Here is a 17,973-nt window from a genome sequence, read left to right on the forward strand (position 1 = left end):
GTGACCGGGTGCCCCCATGGGCAGGCGCGTCAGCTTTCCGCCAGACCGAGGCGGAGGCGCCAGCCGGAGCCGAGACAAGCGGCGCGCGGCCAGAGGCCGCGCCCCGCTGGATCAGAATGGATCAGAACCGCTCGAGCAGGCGCTCGAGATAGTCCAGCTCCTCCTGCGGGCGCTCGCCCTCTCCCGACCGGCGGCGGATTTCATCCAGCAGTTCGCGGGCCCGGCGATAGACATCCTCGTCCTGCACCATGTTCTCGTCGGTGCCGAGCTGGCCGTTGCTGCCGGAATTGCGGCCGAGCGGGTCGCGCTGCTGCCCGGGCTCGGTGCCCTGCGCCGCGCCCTGCTGGCCCTGACCCTGCTGTTGCTGCTGGGCCAGCGCCTCGCCCAGATTGCGCATGCCTTCGCGCAGCGCCTCCATGGCGCGGCTCTGGTCATCCAGCGCCCCGGCCAGATCATCCTCGCGCAGCGCCTGTTCGGCGCCGTCCATCGCCTCTTCGGCGCGGCGCAGCGCCTCGCGGGCGGCCTCGCCGCCTTCGGTCCCGGCACCGGGCAGGTTCCGGCTCTGGCGGTTCAGCTCGTCGCGAAGCCCCTGCTGGCGGTCGGCCAGCTGGTCGCGCAGCGAGCCGCCGCCCTGTCCTTCACCCTGCTGGCCCTGATCCGGGGCGCCCTGCCCCTGACCCTGACCCTGCTGCTGGCCCTGTCCGCCCTGCCCCTGCTGGCCGTCCTGACCCTCGCCCTGCTGGCCTTGCTGACCCTGCTCGCCCTGACCCTGCTGGCCGGGGTTGAACTGCTCCTGCAGCTGGCGGAAGGCCTCGTCGGACAGGCCCTGCTGGTCGCGCAGCGTCTCTCCCAGCCCTTCCATGGCCTGTTCGCCCGGAGTCTGACCGCCGCCCTGACCTTGGGTGACCTGCATGTTCTCCATCATCTGGCGCAGCTGCTCCAGCGCTTCCTGCGCCTCGGCCATGCGGCCCTGTTCCATCAGTTCCTGAATGCGGTCCATCATGCGCTGCAGGTCGTTCTGGCTCATCTCGACCATGTTCTGGTCCTGCGCCATCTGGTCCCCCTGCTCGCCGTCCTGCTGGGCCTGCCGCGACAGCTGGCGCATGTAATCATCCGTCGCCTCGCGCAGTTCCTGCATCAGCTCGGCGATCTCCTGTTCGGAGGCGCCATTGCGCATCGCCTCGGACAGGCGGTCCTGCGCGCGCTGCAGGCGTTCCATGGCATCGGCCAGATCGCCCTCTTCCAGCAGCAGCGCCAGATCCCACAGCGCGGCGGCCAACTCGGTCTGCTGGTCGACGGTAAGCCCCTCGGCGGCGAAGCCTTCAAGCCGCCGCAGGATGGTGCGCAGCCGCAGATAGGGCACGGCAGAGCGGAACACGTCATCGGGCCGGTGCGCCACGGCGCGCAGCACCTGCGCCACGTCGCGGGCATTGGCGCGGGACCAGAGCAGCGCGCGGCGCTGGTCGATCATCGCGGCGGCCATCGGGTCGAAGAACCGCCGCCCCGGCAGGGTGATGACCTCGGGCGCCGAGAGGCCGGTCTGCCCGGCCTCGTCGGTCACTTCCATCTCCAGCCGCACCGGCAGGTTGGCCCAGGGATGTTCGGAAAAATTCTCGATCAGCGTTTCGGTGAACTGGGCGCGATCGCCAGCGATCGGCATGGGCAGCGGCACCTCGATGGCGTCGCGCGGATCAGGCTCGGTCGCCAGCCCGTAGCGGCGGTCGACCTCGTCCAGCGCCAGCACCAGCGTGGCGCGGCCTGCGGCCACGCCGTAATCGTCGCGCGCGTCAAAGGGGATCTGCGCGTCGCCTTCGTAGCTCGCCTCGATCTCGCCGCTGCGGGTGACGCTGGGGGCGGCATCCGGTGTGACGTCCAGATCCCAGCCCCGCCCGCCCGGACCCTCGATCTCCAGCCGACCGGAGCGGGCGACATCGAAGGCCTGCGCGGTGGCGGTGGGATCGGACTCGGTGGCGACCGGCGCCGTGCCGGAGATGGATTCGCTGACCGACAGCGCCCCCACCTCGCCATAAAGCCGCAGGGTGATGCGGGCGCCTGCGGGCACGTCCAGTGCGGCAGCGGTCACGTCATTGAGGTAAACCGACGGCAGGCGGGTATAGCCGGGCGGCTCCATCCAGCCCTCCCATGCGGGGCCGGAGGCCAGATCCGCCCCCGCAGGCCCCATCGCCGTGACCGAGGACACGCGCAGGAAGGAGCCGAACACCAGCGCCACCAGAAAGGCCAGCAGCGCCACATAGCGCAGGGCAAAGGGATCGGCGCGGGACACGCGCAGGTCAGGCTCCACCGCGCGGGCTTCGGCCATGCGGGCGCGCATCCGCGCCTGATGCGCGGCCCAGAGCGCGCGGCTGCCCGGATCGCCCGCGCCGATGGCGGGGCTGTCCAGCGCGGCCTGAATGGGATTGCCGCGCAGCGAGGCATCAAGCCGCACCATCGCCTCGGGCCGGCGCGGCCAGCGCAGGCGGGTGACGCCGCGCCACAGCCCCCAGAGCCCGCCGAGCACGGCCAGAAGACCCGCGCCCCAAACCCATTCGACGGCCACAAGATCCTGCAGCCCCAGCATCAGCGCCGCCAGCGTGACAAGGATCACCGACCACAGCGGCCAGAAGGCACGCGTGATCCGTTCCGCCACCATCCCCCAGAGGGTCAGGCGGAGCGGCCATTTCACCGGCTTCAGGATGTCGTCGGGCGCATTCTCCCGTGAGGCCATACAGATCTCCTGCGGTCGGGCAGCCGCAGGGAGGTCCTTACAGCCACGCAGGGATGCTATCGCGCTTTATGATCTCGTCAAAGCTCGGTCTCTGGCGAATGACAGCGAATTGATCGCCGTTCACCAGCACCTCGGGCACCAGCGCGCGGGTGTTGTATTCCGACGCCATCACTGCGCCATAGGCCCCGGCAGAGCGGAAGGCCACCAGATCGCCGGGCCCGACGGGGGGCATGGGGCGGGCGCGGGCAAAGGTGTCGCCGGTTTCGCAGACCGGTCCCACGATGTCGAACAGCGCCTGTTCCACCCCCGTGTCAGGCTCCACCACCGGGACGATGTCGTGATGGGCGTCATACATGGCGGGCCGGATCAGATCGTTCATCGCGGCGTCAAGGATCAGGAAATCCCGCCCCTCGCCCTGCTTGTGATAGATCACCTGCGACACGAGGATCCCGGCATTGCCGACGATCAGGCGGCCCGGCTCGATCTCGATCTCGCAGCCCAGATCGCCCAGTTCCTCGCGGATCATCTGGCCGTAATCGGTGGGCAGCGGCGGCGCTTCGTTGCTGCGGGTATAGGGAATGCCCAGACCCCCGCCCAGATCCAGCCGGAGGATGTCATGCCCGTCCTCGCGCAGCGCGCGGGTCAGGTCGGCCACCTTGCGATAAGCCTGCCGGAACGGCTCAAGCTGCGTCAGCTGCGAGCCGATATGCACGTCGATCCCGACCACCCGCAGGCCCGGCAGGGCGGCGGCGCGGGCATAGACCTCGCGCGCGCGGGCGATGGGAATGCCGAACTTGTTCTCCGACTTGCCGGTGGCGATCTTGGCATGGGTCTTGGCGTCGACATCGGGATTGACGCGGATGGTCACGGGGGCCGAGATCCCCACGGCGGCGGCGATGTCGGACACCGCCTCCATCTCGGGTTCGCTTTCGATGTTGAACTGGCGGATGCCGCCTTCCAGCGCGGTGCGGATTTCAGCCCGGGTCTTGCCCACGCCGGAAAACACGATGCGGTCGCCGGGCACGCCTGCGGCGCGGGCGCGGGCATATTCGCCGCCCGACACCACATCCATGCCCGCCCCCGCCTGCGCCAGCGTGGTCAGGATCGCCTGATTGGACGCTGCCTTCATCGCGTAGCAGACCAGATGCGGCCCCCAGTCCAGCGCCTCGTCGAACAGCCGGAAATGGCGCAGCAGTGTTGCGGTGGAATAGATGTAGACGGGGGTGCCCACGGCGGCGGCGATTTCGGCCACCGGCACGTCCTCGGCATGGAGCTGCCCGTTGCGATACAGAAAATGGTCCATGGTGCCCCCGTGTCCGTCCGTCTGTCGGTCTGGCCGTGACCCGGCCCGGCGCGGGGGATACTGGAAAAGCTGCCGCTTGGGAAGCTGTCCTCAGACCGGGCGGCTGCGCAGCCAGAGATAAAGCGGCAGGCCGAAACTGACGCCCACCAGCCATGTGGCAGGCAGCGCCAGCAGCGCCGACCAGTTGCGCCGCACCGCCACTTCCGACAGGCACCAGAGGCTGAGCACGCTGGCCGCGATCATCAGATCCCAGCTGAGCGCGGTGACGGCGGCATTGGCGGTCCAGAGGCCGGGCAGATCGGCAAGCTGGCCGCCCCCGCTCAGGAAGCCCCCCAGATGCCAGAGCGGATGCACCGCCCCCCAGACCGCAAGCGCCAGCCAGAGGTGGCGCAGGCGGATCACCCGCTGATGCCCATTTCGGCGGAGCCGCTGATGCTGACCGACACGCCGGGGCCCGACCGGGGCTGCGGCTCGGGCCGTTCCGGGGCGCCATCGGCGCCGCAGGCAGCGGTCAGGGCCAGAAGCCCCAGAGCAAGACACAGACGCATGGCGGTTTCCTTCACAGATGCACCCCAAGGCTGACCGGCCCGCTGCGGACCGACACGCCGGTCGAAGTGCGGATCCCGTCCGGGGTCAGCACGACATTGGTGTCGACGCTGGGCCGGATCCGGGGATCGTCCTCCGGCGGACCGCAGGCGGTCAGCAGGGCCAGACAGACCAGCGCGGATCCGGTATGGCGCATTATCCCAGCGTATCCTTCCAGCGGGCCACCTGCTCGCGCACGCGGGCGGGGGCGGTGCCGCCAAAGCTTGTGCGGCTTGCCACCGAATTATGCACACCCAGCACACCAAAAACAGCCTCGGTGATGGGCTCGTGAACGGATTTCATCTCGTCCAGCGTGAGGTCGGGCAGATCGCAGCCCTTTTTCTCGGCCAGCGCGACCAGCGCGCCGGTGACATGGTGGGCATCGCGGAACGGCAGGCCGGTGTCGCGCACCAGCCAGTCGGCCAGATCGGTGGCGGTGGAAAAACCCGAGGCGGCGGCGCGTTCCAGACTGGGAACATTGGCGGCCATGTCGCGCACCATGCCCTCCATCGCGGCCAGCGCCAGCATCAGGTTGTCGGCGGCGTCAAAGACCTGTTCCTTGTCTTCCTGCATGTCCTTGGAATAGGCCAGCGGCAGCCCCTTCATCACCATCATCAGCGCGACATTGGCCCCGAAGATGCGGCCCACCTTGGCGCGGATCAGTTCCGCCGCGTCGGGGTTCTTTTTCTGCGGCATGATCGACGAGCCGGTGGAGAACCGGTCGCTGAGCGTCACGAACCGGAACTGCGCCGAGGACCAGATCACCAGCTCTTCGGCAAAGCGCGACAGGTGCATCGCGCAGATCGAGGCGCAGGACAGGAATTCCAGCGCAAAATCCCGGTCGGACACCGCATCCAGACTGTTGGCCATGGGCCGGTCGAATCCCAGCGCATCGGCGGTCATGTGGCGGTCGATGGGAAAGCCGGTGCCGGCAAGGGCTGCGGCGCCAAGCGGGCTTTCGTTCATGCGGGCACGGGCGTCGCGGATGCGGGACAGGTCGCGGGCGAACATTTCCACATAGGCCAGCATGTGATGGCCCCATGTCACCGGCTGCGCGGTCTGCAGATGGGTGAAACCGGGCATGACCCAGTCGGCGCCCGCCTCGGCCTGTGTCACAAGCGCGCGCATCAGCGCCAGCAGCCCCTCTTCCGCCGCGTCGCACTGGTCGCGCACCCACAGTCGGAAATCGGTCGCCACCTGATCGTTGCGGCTGCGCGCCGTGTGCAGGCGGCCCGCCGGGGCGCCGATCAGATCCTTCAGCCGCGCCTCCACGTTCATGTGGATGTCTTCCAGCGCGGTGGAAAAGACGAAGCGGCCTTCGTCGATCTCTGACAAGACCGTGAGCAGACCTTCCCGGATCGCCTCCACGTCGTTACTGTCCACGATGCCCGTGGCGGCCAGCATGGCGGCATGGGCCCTCGATCCGGCGATATCCTGCGCCGCAAGTCGCTTGTCGAACCCGATGGAAGCGTTGATCGCCTCCATGATCGCATCGGGTCCGGCGGCGAAGCGGCCACCCCACATCTGGTTCGAGGTCTTGTCCGACATGTCCTGCCTTTCCGGAGGGAAGATGAAACACCTAGCCTTGGCGATCCTTTATACTGCCGCTGTTGCGCTTGCAAATCCGGCTCTGGCCGACAGTGCGGCCGCCAGCGCGCTGCGCGAAGGCGAAATGAAGAAACTGGTCTTCCATCCCGAGCCGAAACCGGCGGGGCAGACCGGCTTCACCGATTTTGACGGCGCGCCGCTGTCCCTGTCCGACTGGCAGGGCAAATGGGTGCTGGTCAATTTCTGGGCCACATGGTGCGCCCCCTGCCGCGAGGAGATGCCGCATCTGTCCGCCCTGCAGACCGATATGGGCGGCGACAGCTTCGAGGTGGTGACCATCGCCACCGGGCGCAATCCGCCCCCCGCGATGGAAGAGTTTTTTGAAGAAATCGGCGTCGACAACCTGCCACTGCACCGTGACCCGAAATCCGGGCTTGCGCGCGAAATGGCGGTGCTGGGCCTGCCGGTCACCGTGATCCTGAACCCCGAGGGGCAGGAGGTGGCGCGGCTGACCGGGGATGTCGACTGGGCCTCCGACAATGCGCGCGCGGTGCTGTCAGCACTGATGGGCCCCGAAAGCTGACCGGGGCACTGGCGAAGCTGGCGCCAGAAAAACCAAGGCCGGAAAGCGCGACCGCACGCGCTTTCCGGCCTTACACTCGTACCCTACTGCGGATTTGAACTCGTCACCGAACCTTTGAACCGTATATGCGCATGTATTCGTTAATCAGACGTTAACGAACGCCGCATCCGGACCAAAGGTTGCAAAGATTTCTCGTCACTCCACAGATATTTCGCCGGAGGGACGCGGTGTTGCCGCAGTTTCTGCGGGCAGCACCGGATAGACCACCTCTGGCAGGGTGCCGGTCAGGCTGCCAAGGAAGGCCACGATTCCCTCGGCTTCTTCGACAGTCAGATCCGTCCCAAGCTGCGAACTGGCCATGATCTCCACCGCGACCTTCAGATCCCAGACCTTGCCCGAATGGAAATAGGGCGCGGTCACCGCGATGTTGCGCAGGGGGGCGGCACGGAAGACATATTCGTCATCCACGGTTTCGGTCACGGCAAAGCGGCCCTTGTCGCCTTCGGGCAGCACCTCTGCCCCCGGCTTTTCGATCAGGCCGAACGGATAATACTCCTGCCCGCCAAGGTTGATGCCGCTGTGACAGGCCGCACAGCCGGAATCGATGAACAGCTGCAGCCCCGCCACCTGCTGGTCATTCAGCGCCGCGTCATCGCCGTTCAGCCAAGCATCAAAGGGCGAGGGCGTCAGCAGCGTCGCCTCATAGGCTTCGATGGCGCGCGCGAAGTTGTCAAAGGTGACCGGGTCGGTCTCCTTGGGAAAGGAGGCGCGGAACCAGTCCTGATACTGCGGCATCGACTTGAGCGTGGCGACCACGTTTTCAGGCGTGTTGGCCATTTCCACCCCGGCCTGCACCGGGCCCTTGGCCTGCGCCGCCAGATCTGGCGCGCGGCCATCCCAGAACTGCGCCCCGTTGAACACCGCGTTCAGCACGGTGGGCGCGTTGCGCGGCCCCTTCTGCCAGCCATGGCCGATGGAGGTTTCAAGGTTGTCATCGCCGCCCGTGGCAAGGTTGTGGCAGGAATTGCAGGAAAACACCCCCGAGGCAGAGATGCGCGGATCAAAGAACAGCGCCTTGCCCAAGGCGATCTTGTCCGGCGTCAGGGGGTTATTGGCCACCGCAGGCAGGGTGGAGGGCAGCGGCGAGAAGATGTCCAGCGCCAGCGCGCGCAGATCCTCCTGCGCAGGGGCCACCTGCGCGGAAAGGATCAGGGACAGGGCCATAAGGGGGATCTTGGCTTGCAAGAACATGAAGGGACTCCGTTCGGGATGCGGGCGCGTTTCCGATTGGAATCGTTATAAGAACGGGCTTTACCCGCCTTGATCTGGCGCAAGTCGGCGCGGCTCAGCGGCAGTAGGCGCCGTTGCCGTGGCGGGCGGTGTCCAGATGCAGATGGTCTTCGTGATAGCCGTCCGACCCCGGCCCCAGCACCGTGCCGAATGTGCCGCAGGCGGATTTGTGCATCCGCGCCAGCGCCCGGCCCTTTGACCCGCGGCCCCAGTCGCGCAGCACGCTGATGTCGGACCCGTCGCGCAGGCGGATGGCGGAAATGTCGATCGCCTTGCCACGGCCATGTTCGCTGACCGCCGCACCGGGCACGTTGTTGCGCGACCGGCAGACGTAATGCGCCGCCACGTGCAGCCCTGCGACGCCGCCGCCGATGCTGCCCACGGCGGGCATCACCGCGCCTTCGGTCCAGCGTTTCAGCGCCTTCGCGGTCGGGCAGTCGATCAGCGCCTGCTGGCTGAGCGCCACGCCAGAGACCGAGCGCAGCCGCACCGCCTCGCCCATGCCGCAGCCGGGCAGCTTGCCGGGGACAAAACCAACCTCTTCGCCCTGCAGGTCGGGATCACCGCAGACCGAGCCCCGCACCTGCTCGCGCTGGCGGGCCATGGCGCGCTGCACCACCGCACCGGGGCGCGCGGCGGGGCGCGGAGACCGGCCCACCGCCTGCGGCGAGCGGGCGGCAAAGCTGCGCACCACAAGCGGCATCACATCCTGCGGGTTGAAGCCGGGGATGCCCGCCTCCTTCAGCTCGCGCCGGATCGTCTCGGGCGTGGCGTCGGGCCGGGCCACCGGATGCAGCGACCGCTCCGGCGCGGCAAGCGCGGGCGCCGCCCAGACCAGCAGCGCGCAGCACAGGCCTGCCAGCCGCGCCGTCATTTCCGCACCGCCGCGCGGCCAAAATCCGGGGCATCCGTATCCTGCCCCGCCTGCAGGATGCCGCGCCGGATCTCCCGCGTGCGGGTGAAATAATCGAACAGAAGCTGCCCGTCGCCGGTGCGGATCGCGCGCTGCAGGGCAAACAGCTCTTCGGTGAAGCGGCCCAGAATTTCCAGCGTGGCGGGCTTGTTGGTCAGGAACACGTCGCGCCACATGGTCGGATCCGAGGCGGCGATGCGGGTGAAATCCCGGAACCCCGCGGCGGAAAACTTGATGACCTCCTGATCGGAGACGCGACGCAGGTCGTCGGCCACGCCCACCATCGTATAGGCGATGAGATGCGGGATATGGCTGACCACGGCGCAGACCAGATCGTGATGCTCCACCTCCATGCGCTCGGTATTGGCGCCCAGCGCCTGCCAATAGGCCTCCAGCCGCGCGGTGGCCTGTTCCGACGCGCCCTCCGGCACGATCAGGCACCAGCGGTTGTCGTAAAGCGAGGCAAAGCCCGCATCGGGGCCGGAATGTTCGGTGCCCGCCATGGGATGCGCGGGCACGAACTCCACGCCCTCGGGCAGATGCGGGCGCACCGCGTCGATCACCGCCTGCTTGACCGAGCCCACATCGGTGACGGTGCAGCCCGGCTTCAGATGCGGCGCCATCGCCTCGGCCAGCTCGCCCATTGCGCCCACCGGCACCGCCAGCACCACCAGATCGGCATCGCGCACCGCCTCTGCCACGCTGTCGCAGACCTCGTGGCAGAGCCCCAGCCGCCGCGCCGTGTCGCGGGTCGCCTGCGACCGGGCATATCCGGTCACATGGCTGTCCATGCCGGCGCGTTTCATCGCCCAGAACATCGACGAGGCGATCAGCCCCAGACCCAGCAATGCGACGCGCGGATAGCTCATCGGGCGCCTGCCTTGAACAGCCCGATCAAATGCGCGACCCGGCGACACGACGCCTCGTCGCCCACGGTGATGCGCAGCGCATGCGGCAGCTTGTAGCCGGTGGTGCGGCGCACCAGCACCCCCTGCCCCTGCAGATAGATGTCGCAGGCCTCGGCCTCGGCCTGACTGGCGAAGCGCGCAAGGATGAAATTGGCGGTCGAGGCATCCGATGACACGCCATGTTCGGCCAGCGCCTCGCCCAGCCACGCGCGCATCCGGGCGTTTTCGGCACGGCATTTTTCCACATAGGCGGTGTCGCGGATCGCAGCCTCGGCGGCGGTCAGCGCCATTCCCGAAATGTTGAACGGCCCGCGCACGCGCTGCAGCACGTCGATGATGGCCTGCGGGCCGTAACCCCAGCCCACACGCATGCCGCCCAGCCCGTAAAGCTTTGAAAAGGTGCGGGTCATCACCACGTTGTCGCGCTGCGTGGCAAGCTTTGCGCCGCCATCATAGCCTTCGACATATTCGGCATAGGCGCTGTCGATCACCAGCAGCGCCTGCGGCGGCAGCGACTCGGCCAGCCGCTCCAGCTCTGCCAGACCGATCATGGTGCCGGTGGGGTTGGCGGGGTTGGCGACGAAGACCAGCTTGGTGCGGGCGGTGCAGCCGGCAAGGATGTTGTCGACGCTGACCACGCGGTCCTGTTCGGCCACCTCCACGGGGGTGGCGCCCGCCGCCAGCGCGGAAATCCGGTGCATGGCAAAGCCGTGTTCGGTGTGGATCACCTCGTCCCCCGGCCCGGCATAGGCCTGACAGAGAAAGGCGATGACCTCGTCCGAGCCCGCGCCGCAGATGATCCGCTCCGGATCCAGCCCCCACGTCTCGCCAATGGCCTGCCGCAGTTCGGCGTGATCCGAAGAGGGGTAACGGTGCATTTCATGCACCACGCGCCGCACCGCCTCCTGCGCCGCCTGCGACGGGCCGAAGGGGTTTTCGTTGGAGCTGAGCTTGATGACGTTGGCCATCCCGGGCAGATGGGATTTCCCGCCCACGTAGAGCTCGATATCCATGATGCCCGGTTGCGGTGCGATGCCAGCCATGTGACGTTCCCCAGATTGAATGCCGCCACGTTCTACCGCGCTCCGCCGCCACTTGCCAGCCTTGGCGCGGCGCGGCCTTTCGCGAAATTGCAGGTCTGCCCGTGGGATGCGCGGCGGCGGCGCGGGTCAGACCAGAATGTCGATCCGCTGCTGCTCGCCCACCCCGAACACCCGCTTGTAGCGCGCGATCTGGTCCTCGGGCCCCATCGCCTTCATCGGGTTGTCGGACAGCTTGACCGTGGGGTGACCATTGGCGCTGATCGCCTTGCAGACCAGACTGAACGGCGCGAGCCGGTCGTCCGGGGCCAGCCCGCGGAAATCATTGGTCAGCAGCGTGCCCCAGCCAAACGACACCCGCACGCGACCGGAGAAGGTGCGGTAAAGCGACGTCATCTTTTCCACATCCAGCCCGTCGGAAAAGATCACCAGCTTGTCGCGCGGATCCTCGCCGCGCTCCTGCCACCAGCGGATCGCGGTTTCGGCGCCCTGTTCCGGTGCGCCGCTGTCGATGCGGATGCCGGTCCAGCCCGCCAGCCAGTCGGGGGCATGGCGCAGGAATCCTTCTGTGCCATAGGTGTCGGGCAGGATGATGCGCAGGTTGCCCTCGTGTTCGCGCTGCCAGTCGGCCAGCACGTCATAAGGCGCGCGGGCCAGCGCCGCGTCATCCTCGGCCAGCGCGGCATAGACCATGGGCAGTTCATGGGCGTTGGTGCCGATCGCCTCCAGATCGCGGTTCTTGGCGATCAGGCAGTTGGAGGTGCCGGTGAACCGCGGCCCCAGCCCCTCGACCATGGCCTGCACGCACCAGTCCTGCCACAGGAAGCTGTGCCGCCGCCTTGTGCCGAAATCCGCGATGCGCAGATCCGGCAGGTCGCGCAGACGTTCGATCTTTTCCCAGAGCTTGGTGGCGGCGCGGGCGTAAAGCACCTGCAGTTCGAACCGGCCCATATGTTTCAGCACGGCCCGGCCGCGCAGTTCCATCAGCACCGCCAGCGCGGGAATTTCCCACAGCATGACCTCGGGCCATGACCCTTCGAAGGTCAGCTCATACTGGTCGCCCACCCGCTCCAGAAAATAGGGCGGCAGGCGCAGCGCCTCGAACCATTCCATGAAATCGGGGCGGAACATCTGGCGCTTGCCGTAAAAGGTGTTGCCGCGCAGCCATGTGGATTCGCCCCGGGTCAGCGACAGCGACCGGATGTGATCCAGCTGTTCGCGCAGCTCCCCCTCGTCGATCAGTTCCGCCAGCGGCACGTCCTTGGACCGGTTGATCAGGCTGAACGTCACCTTGGTGTCACGGCGGTTGTGATAGACCGACTGACACATGAGCAGTTTGTAAAAATCGGTGTCGATCAGGGACCGGACAATCGGATCGATCTTCCACTTGTGGTTCCAGACACGGGTCGCGATGTCCAAGACGGCCTCTCCTCCGGGGTGCACGTCCCCGTGATAGGCGATCCGGTCCGGCGCGTCCAAGCGGTTTTTCCGCGCCTCTCCCGGGGCTTCGGTCCGGATCAGGCCAGCGTGACCCCGGCGGCGCGCATCTGGTCGCGCATCCGCGCCAGAGAGCCGTCCAGATCGATGGCGCGGCAGGCCTCCTGCCGGACCGTCACGGCAAAGCCCAGCCGTGCCGCATCCAGCGCCGAAAACGCCACGCAGAAATCCAGCGCCAGCCCCGCCATGGTCAGCCGGGTGACGCCCCGGCTGCGCAGATAGCCGTCGAGCCCGGTCGGCGTGACATGATCGTTCTCCAAAAACGCCGAATAGCTGTCGATGGCGGGGTTGCTGCCCTTGCGGATCACCAGATCGGCGCGGGAGGTGTCCAGCCCCGGGTGAAACTCCGCGCCCGGGCTGCCGGTCACGCAATGGTCGGGCCACAGCACCTGCGGACCATAGGGCATGATGACCTGCGCAAAGGCGGGCTGCCCCGGGTGGCTGGACGCAAAGGAGGAATGTCCCGCCGGATGCCAGTCCTGCGTCAGCACCACGGTGCCCGCCCCCGGCATCATCGCGTTGACGGGCGCCACCACCGCATCCCCCTCCGGCACGGCCAGCGCGCCGCCGGGACAGAAATCCAGCTGCACATCGATCACGAGCAGGGCATGGGACATGGCGCGGCCTCCTTTGCCCCAAGGCGTAGGCAGCTGCGGCGCCTGCGTCAATGGGCGGGGCAGCACCTGACCTGCGGCGGTTCAGCCGATTGCGGGGGCGCGCCGGACGCGCTATTTCGGCCCCATGTTTACGGTCTGCGCGCTCTATCACTTCACCCGCTTCGACGAGCCCGGCGCGCTGCGCGGGCCGCTTCTGGATCTGTGCCGCGCCGAGGCCATCACCGGCACGCTGCTGCTGGCGGGCGAGGGTCTTAATGGCACCATCGCCGGGCCCGCCGCTGGCATCGACCGGGTGCTCGCCTATCTGCGGGCGCTGCCGGGCTGCGCCGATCTGGAGTGCAAGCTGTCCACCGCCAGCACGCGCCCCTTTGCGCGGATGAAGGTTCGGCTCAAGCGCGAGATCGTCACCATGGGCCAGCCCGGCGTCGATCCCCGGGCCAAGGTGGGGCATTATGTGGAACCCGCCGCGTGGAACGATCTGATCCGCGCCCCGGATGTGGTGGTGATCGACACCCGCAACGATTACGAAGTGGCGATCGGCAGCTTCGAAGGCGCCGTCGATCCCGCCACCCGCAGCTTCCGCGAGTTTCCTGCATGGTGGGAGCAGAACAAGGCGCGGTTCCACAACAAGCGCATCGCGATGTTCTGCACCGGCGGCATCCGCTGCGAAAAATCCACCAACTGGCTGCTGGGTCAGGGGGTTGAGGAAGTGTATCACCTCAAGGGCGGCATCCTGAAATATCTGGAGGAGGTTCCGGAGGCCGAAAGCGCGTGGCAGGGCGCCTGTTTCGTCTTTGACGGGCGGGTGTCGGTGGAACATGGGCTGCGCGAGGGCCCGCATGAGCTGTGTCATGCCTGCCGCCGTCCGATCCTGCCCGAAGACTGCGCGCGCCCGGAATTCGAGGAAGGCGTGTCCTGCCACCAGTGCCGCGACGAGACCACGGACGAGGACAAGGGCCGCTTCCGCGAGCGCCAGAAACAGATCGCGCTGGCCCGCGCGCGCGGCGACCGCCATCTTCACGCCGATCTGCCGGACGAATACGGCCCGGCCTGAGCCCTGCCCGGGCGGCACCCTGATCTGCCGCGACTGCGCCCCAACCCCCATCAGAAATAGCTCCGGACCAGCGCGCCCGACACCAGCGCCCAGCCATCAGCCAGCACGAAGAAGGCCAGCTTGAACGGCAGGGAGACGATGGCGGGCGGCACCATCATCATGCCCATGGACATGAGCACCGCCGCGACCACCAGATCGATGATGAGAAACGGCAGAAAGATCAGAAATCCCACCTGAAAAGCCCGCGAGATTTCGGAAAGCATGAAGCTGGGGATCAGCACGGACAGCGGTGCCTCGGGCGCCAACCCGCTGCCGCGCGTGTCCGGGCGCAGATCCGCCATCGCGGCAAAGGTCTCCGGATAGGCACGGCTCGCCATGAAGCCGCGGAAGGGCACCAGCGCGCGCTCTGCCGCCTCCGCCAGGTCGATCCGCTCTTCAAGCAGGGGCTGGATGCCCTCCGCCCATGCGGCGGTAAAAGTCGGCTCCATGATAAAATAGGTCAGAAACAGCGCGAGGCTGACGATCAGCATGTTCGGAGGCGACTGCTGCAGCCCGATCGCCTGCCGCAGGATCGCCAGCACCGTGACGAGAAACGGAAAACAGGTCACCATGATGGCGATGCCCGGCGCGAGGCTCAGCAAGGTGATCAGCGCGATCAGCTGCAGGCTGGTGGCCGTGACGGATCCCCCCTGCCCCAGATCGACCGAAATCTGCTGCGCTCCCGCCAGTTGCGGCAGAACCAGCAGAAGCGCCCCAAGAACCAGCCCCGGCAGACGCGCCATCGTCAGGCCGGGCTTTTCAGATCGACCACTTCGGTCAACCGCACCGCAAGCTGGCCGTTTTCACCGCCCTCCACCACTTCCAGCGCACCGATGCCGATAAGCCGGTCACCCACATAAAGCTCCACCGGATCCTCCAGACGCTTGTCCAGCGTCAGCACCGAGCCTTCGCCCAGCTTCAGCAGATCCCGCACCAGCGGGCGGGCACGGCCGACCGAGACGGTGATCTCGATCGGGACAGAGGTGAAAGGCGTGGCCGTCCCGGCGCCGTCCCTGATATCATCCATGAGCGATCTTCCTCCGGTTTTCCTGCGCAAATCCATGAACTGCCTGCGCGATGTCCTGTGCCAGCCCGCTAAGATCCACCTGCCGCTCGATCTCCGCGAAGCGGATGTCGGCCTGACCTTCCGCGAGAGATGGATCCTCCTGAATCTGCAGCGGAAAGCCGAAATCCCGGTCGAGCAGCGGCAGGACGCTGGCGGCGCTGCCGGGGGCGACGGAAATGACCACGTCCAGCGTGCCGATCTCGGCGGCCATGCGCTGCAGATGCTCGATCACGTGCAGCCCCAGAGATTCCGCCAGCACCTTCGGCATCAGGGCACTGACAATCTCTTCCAGAAGCGGCGACATGCCGTTCATCACCTGCCGGTAGGCCTCGTGATAGGTGAAGGACAGATCCTGAAGATTTTGCGCAAAATCGCTGGAGATCCGGCTCTGATCCTCGGTCTGGGCCTTGATCGCGTCATCCCAGCCCGCGCGATACCCCGTCTCGAAGGCCTCCAGCTTGGTGGTTTCCAGTTCCGCCACGCTGGCCTTGGCCAAAACCGGCTCCTGATCCCGGCGCGGGCCGCCAAAATCTTCGAGAAAGGCGCGGATCCGGGTCATTTCGCCTCCTCCGTCTCGTCAAGCCAGCTGCGCAGGATTTCCACCGTTTCAGATTTGCGCTGTTCGATCAGGCTGCGCAGGCGGTCCACCGGGTCTTCGACCGTGGGCGCGTCAAAATCGATCATGCCCATCCCGCCAAAGTCGCCGCCGCCGCCAAGCGAGTTCATCGGCATGAAGCCGTCATCCGGGTCGATTTCGCCGGTCAGCGCCGATCCTCCGCTGGCGCCGGGCAGGGCCAGCGCCTGTCCCTGTGCGGCAAGGGCCGGTCCCGCCGGAGCGGCAAGGATGGGCCGAACCACAAAGAGGCCGAGAATCAGCGCCACCACCGCGAGAATGGCCATCTGGATCAGCGACATGGGATCCAGCGACAGCGCCAGCCAGTCCTGCTCCACCGGGCCGGTGCCCAGACCTTCGGGCCGCTCGAAGGGCAGCGAGCGCAGCGTGATCTCGTCGCCCCGCGCTTCCTCGAATCCCACGGCAGAGGCCACGAGGTCGCGCAGCGCGGTGATCTGCTCTTCCGGCATCGGCACGAACTGCGGCACGCCGTCCGCCCCTTCGGTATAGGTGCCGTTGACCAGCACCGCGACGCTCAGCCGCTTGATCGCGCCGGGCAGCCGCGTCACCTCCCGCATGGTTTCCGAAATCTCGTAATTCACGCGCTCGCGGGTTTCGGCACTGTTGCTGTTGGAGCTCTGCTCGCCCCCCGCCTCGCCATCCGGCAGATTCGAGGCAACACTGACCGGGCCCCCGCCCGAATCCTGCGCGGTGCTGCTCTGTTCCTCGGTATCGGTCGAGATCACGACGCGCCCCTCCGGATCGAAGCGACGCTCCCGGATCGATTCGCTTTCGGTGACCGTGTCGACGCTGACCTCGACCACGGCATTGCCAAGCCCCACGCGCGCCTCCACCAGACGCTGCACCCGGTCCCGCAGCGCCGCCGCCCGGTCCTCCGCCGACAGTCCGATGCCGGGGTCGTCCTCGGCCCCCACCAGCCCGGACCGCCCGTCAATCACCGCCACATGCTCGGCCAGAAGCCCCGGCACGGCGGAGGCGACCAGATGCCGGAGCGCGCGCGCCTGCACCGGGGACAGCCCCTGCCCGGTGGTCGTGACCGAGACCGAGGCCGAAGGCGTCACGTCGCGCTGGAAGGGGTTGGCGGTCGAATTGGCGATATGCACCCGCGCGCTGGCAATGTCCGGGCTCGCGACGATGGTCCGCGCAAGCTCGCCCTCCTTCGCGCGCCAATAGGCCGCGTCGAACATCTGGGAGGTGGTGCCGAAGCCCGACAGCCCGTCCAGCAGTTCATAGCCCTGCACGCTGTTGGGCGGCAGTCCCTCGCTTGCCAGCGTCATGCGCAGGGCGTCGCGCTGCGCCATCGGCACCAGAATCGCCCCGCCGCGCACCTCATAAGGAACGCCGCGCTGTTCCAGCGCCGCCACCACATCCCCTGCCGCGTCGTTTTCAAGACCCGCGTAAAGCAGCGTCATCTCCGGCGCGGAGGCGAGGCGCGCCATGCCGAGCACGGCCAGAATCGTGACGATCGTGGCCCCCAGCACCACCATCCGGCGGCGCGCGCCCAACGTGTTCCAGACTGTCGCGAGTTGCAGCAAGGTCGTTCTCCGTTCCGGTGTTCCGTGCGGTGACCTCATCTTTGGACCATCAGACTTAACAATCGGTTAGTCCCTGCCGGGTATAACGGCCCCATCTGAGAACGAGGTTTGGCAATGACTGACGCCACAGCCGACGCCGCGGGCGCCGATGAGCCACCAAAGAAAAAACCGTCGAAACTGCCCCTCATCGCCGGGCTTGTGCTGGCGATTCTGGGCGGCGGCGGCGGGTTCTATGCCGCATGGTCCGGGCTGCTGCCCATCGGGGGCGGCAGCGACTCCGCGCATCCGGAGGAGGCCGAGCACGCGGCGGAAGGACATGACCCCGCCGCCACGGTGGCCTTCCTCGAACTGCCGCAGCTGATCGCCTCGCTCGGTCCCGGTTCCGCGATGCAGCATCTGCGCTTCCGGGCCAGTCTAGAGGTGGATCAGGCACATCTGCCGGAGGTGACGCTGCTGCAGCCGCGCATTCTGGACGTGCTCAACACCTATCTGCGCGCGCTGGAACCGCAGGATGTCGAAGCGCAGGGCGCGCTGATCCAGCTACGCTCGCAGATGCTGCGGCGCATCCAGCTGGTGACCGGGGAGGATCGCGTGCGCGACCTGCTGGTGACCGAATTTGTCCTGAACTGAAGAGGT

19 protein-coding genes are annotated in these 17,973 nt (G+C 67.3%); 3 read left to right on the forward strand and 16 right to left on the reverse strand.

The genetic code is table 11. The features are described 5' to 3' along the window. Positions 1 to 121 precede the first annotated feature (121 nt). From BLR51_RS01440 to argH, 6 genes are all read right to left on the reverse strand, one after another. Positions 122 to 2,725, reverse strand: coding sequence for a TIGR02302 family protein (locus tag BLR51_RS01440; RefSeq protein ID WP_207543534.1), 2,604 nt, complete (start codon positions 2,723 to 2,725; stop codon positions 122 to 124). A gap of 37 nt (positions 2,726 to 2,762) precedes the next feature. After that, positions 2,763 to 4,028 (reverse strand): diaminopimelate decarboxylase, encoded by a 1,266-nt coding sequence (lysA, locus tag BLR51_RS01445; RefSeq protein WP_089842634.1) that lies wholly within the window; start codon positions 4,026 to 4,028, stop codon positions 2,763 to 2,765. Between the two features lie 90 nt (positions 4,029 to 4,118). Beyond that, on the reverse strand, positions 4,119 to 4,430 hold the full coding sequence (locus BLR51_RS01450; RefSeq protein ID WP_089842638.1) for a DUF2834 domain-containing protein: 312 nt from the start codon (positions 4,428 to 4,430) through the stop codon (positions 4,119 to 4,121). Continuing rightward, a complete protein-coding gene (locus BLR51_RS01455) occupies positions 4,427 to 4,576 on the reverse strand; it encodes an argininosuccinate lyase (protein ID WP_089842642.1) in 150 nt (49 codons plus the stop codon). Before BLR51_RS01455 ends, BLR51_RS01450 begins: the two co-directional genes overlap by 4 nt. A gap of 11 nt (positions 4,577 to 4,587) precedes the next feature. After that, positions 4,588 to 4,770, reverse strand: coding sequence for a hypothetical protein (locus BLR51_RS01460; RefSeq protein WP_089842646.1), 183 nt, complete (start codon positions 4,768 to 4,770; stop codon positions 4,588 to 4,590). Next, positions 4,770 to 6,161: an argininosuccinate lyase gene (gene argH, locus BLR51_RS01465; protein WP_089842649.1), complete on the reverse strand. Its 1,392-nt coding sequence runs from the start codon at positions 6,159 to 6,161 to the stop codon at positions 4,770 to 4,772. Before argH ends, BLR51_RS01460 begins: the two co-directional genes overlap by 1 nt. A 22-nt stretch (positions 6,162 to 6,183) precedes the next feature. Here argH and BLR51_RS01470 point away from each other — a divergent pair, with 22 nt between their 5' ends. Beyond that, positions 6,184 to 6,744 carry a TlpA family protein disulfide reductase gene (locus BLR51_RS01470; protein WP_089842653.1) on the forward strand — a complete coding sequence of 187 codons (561 nt, stop codon included), beginning with the start codon at positions 6,184 to 6,186 and terminating at the stop codon, positions 6,742 to 6,744. Between the two features lie 195 nt (positions 6,745 to 6,939). On the opposite strand, the gene BLR51_RS01475 is transcribed toward BLR51_RS01470, so the two are convergent. The 6 genes from BLR51_RS01475 to pncA all read right to left on the reverse strand — a co-directional run bounded on the left by BLR51_RS01475 (position 6,940) and on the right by pncA (position 13,009). Further along, on the reverse strand, positions 6,940 to 7,968 hold the full coding sequence (locus tag BLR51_RS01475; protein WP_089842658.1) for a cytochrome-c peroxidase: 1,029 nt from the start codon (positions 7,966 to 7,968) through the stop codon (positions 6,940 to 6,942). A 121-nt stretch (positions 7,969 to 8,089) separates the two neighbouring features. Then, positions 8,090 to 8,908: an extensin-like domain-containing protein gene (locus BLR51_RS01480; protein WP_089842661.1), complete on the reverse strand. Its 819-nt coding sequence runs from the start codon at positions 8,906 to 8,908 to the stop codon at positions 8,090 to 8,092. Next, a complete protein-coding gene (locus tag BLR51_RS01485) occupies positions 8,905 to 9,816 on the reverse strand; it encodes a prephenate/arogenate dehydrogenase family protein (protein WP_089842666.1) in 912 nt (303 codons plus the stop codon). Before BLR51_RS01485 ends, BLR51_RS01480 begins: the two co-directional genes overlap by 4 nt. After that, positions 9,813 to 10,898, reverse strand: coding sequence for a histidinol-phosphate transaminase (gene hisC / locus BLR51_RS01490; RefSeq protein ID WP_089842670.1), 1,086 nt, complete (start codon positions 10,896 to 10,898; stop codon positions 9,813 to 9,815). The genes BLR51_RS01485 and hisC overlap by 4 nt, the downstream gene beginning before the upstream one ends. 126 nt (positions 10,899 to 11,024) lie before the next feature. Next, entirely contained in the window at positions 11,025 to 12,314 is a 1,290-nt protein-coding gene (pncB, locus tag BLR51_RS01495) for a nicotinate phosphoribosyltransferase (RefSeq protein WP_089842674.1), read from the reverse strand. Positions 12,315 to 12,412: 98 nt separating this feature from the next. Next, on the reverse strand, positions 12,413 to 13,009 hold the full coding sequence (gene pncA / locus BLR51_RS01500; RefSeq protein ID WP_089842677.1) for a bifunctional nicotinamidase/pyrazinamidase: 597 nt from the start codon (positions 13,007 to 13,009) through the stop codon (positions 12,413 to 12,415). A 124-nt stretch (positions 13,010 to 13,133) separates the two neighbouring features. Between pncA and trhO the strand changes: the two genes are divergently transcribed. Continuing rightward, complete coding sequence (trhO, locus tag BLR51_RS01505) at positions 13,134 to 14,063, forward strand: oxygen-dependent tRNA uridine(34) hydroxylase TrhO (protein ID WP_089842680.1); 930 nt, start codon at positions 13,134 to 13,136, stop codon at positions 14,061 to 14,063. A gap of 50 nt (positions 14,064 to 14,113) precedes the next feature. On the opposite strand, the gene fliP is transcribed toward trhO, so the two are convergent. Genes fliP through fliF form a run of 4 tightly spaced genes read right to left on the reverse strand, consistent with a single transcriptional unit; the run spans position 14,114 to position 17,376 of the window. Next, complete coding sequence (gene fliP / locus BLR51_RS01510) at positions 14,114 to 14,845, reverse strand: flagellar type III secretion system pore protein FliP (RefSeq protein WP_089842684.1); 732 nt, start codon at positions 14,843 to 14,845, stop codon at positions 14,114 to 14,116. 2 nt (positions 14,846 to 14,847) lie between these two features. After that, on the reverse strand, positions 14,848 to 15,129 hold the full coding sequence (locus BLR51_RS01515; RefSeq protein ID WP_089842686.1) for a FliM/FliN family flagellar motor switch protein: 282 nt from the start codon (positions 15,127 to 15,129) through the stop codon (positions 14,848 to 14,850). Beyond that, positions 15,122 to 15,727: a FliH/SctL family protein gene (locus BLR51_RS01520; RefSeq protein ID WP_089842689.1), complete on the reverse strand. Its 606-nt coding sequence runs from the start codon at positions 15,725 to 15,727 to the stop codon at positions 15,122 to 15,124. The genes BLR51_RS01515 and BLR51_RS01520 overlap by 8 nt, the downstream gene beginning before the upstream one ends. Continuing rightward, positions 15,724 to 17,376 carry a flagellar basal-body MS-ring/collar protein FliF gene (fliF, locus tag BLR51_RS01525; protein ID WP_089842693.1) on the reverse strand — a complete coding sequence of 551 codons (1,653 nt, stop codon included), beginning with the start codon at positions 17,374 to 17,376 and terminating at the stop codon, positions 15,724 to 15,726. Before fliF ends, BLR51_RS01520 begins: the two co-directional genes overlap by 4 nt. Positions 17,377 to 17,451: 75 nt before the next feature. On the opposite strand from fliF, the gene BLR51_RS01530 reads away from it, so the two are divergent. Further along, a complete protein-coding gene (locus tag BLR51_RS01530) occupies positions 17,452 to 17,967 on the forward strand; it encodes a flagellar basal body-associated FliL family protein (RefSeq protein WP_089842697.1) in 516 nt (171 codons plus the stop codon). Positions 17,968 to 17,973: the final 6 nt, after the last annotated feature.

The sequence above is a fragment of the Salipiger marinus genome (genome assembly GCF_900100085.1).
Classification (GTDB): domain Bacteria; phylum Pseudomonadota; class Alphaproteobacteria; order Rhodobacterales; family Rhodobacteraceae; genus Salipiger; species Salipiger marinus.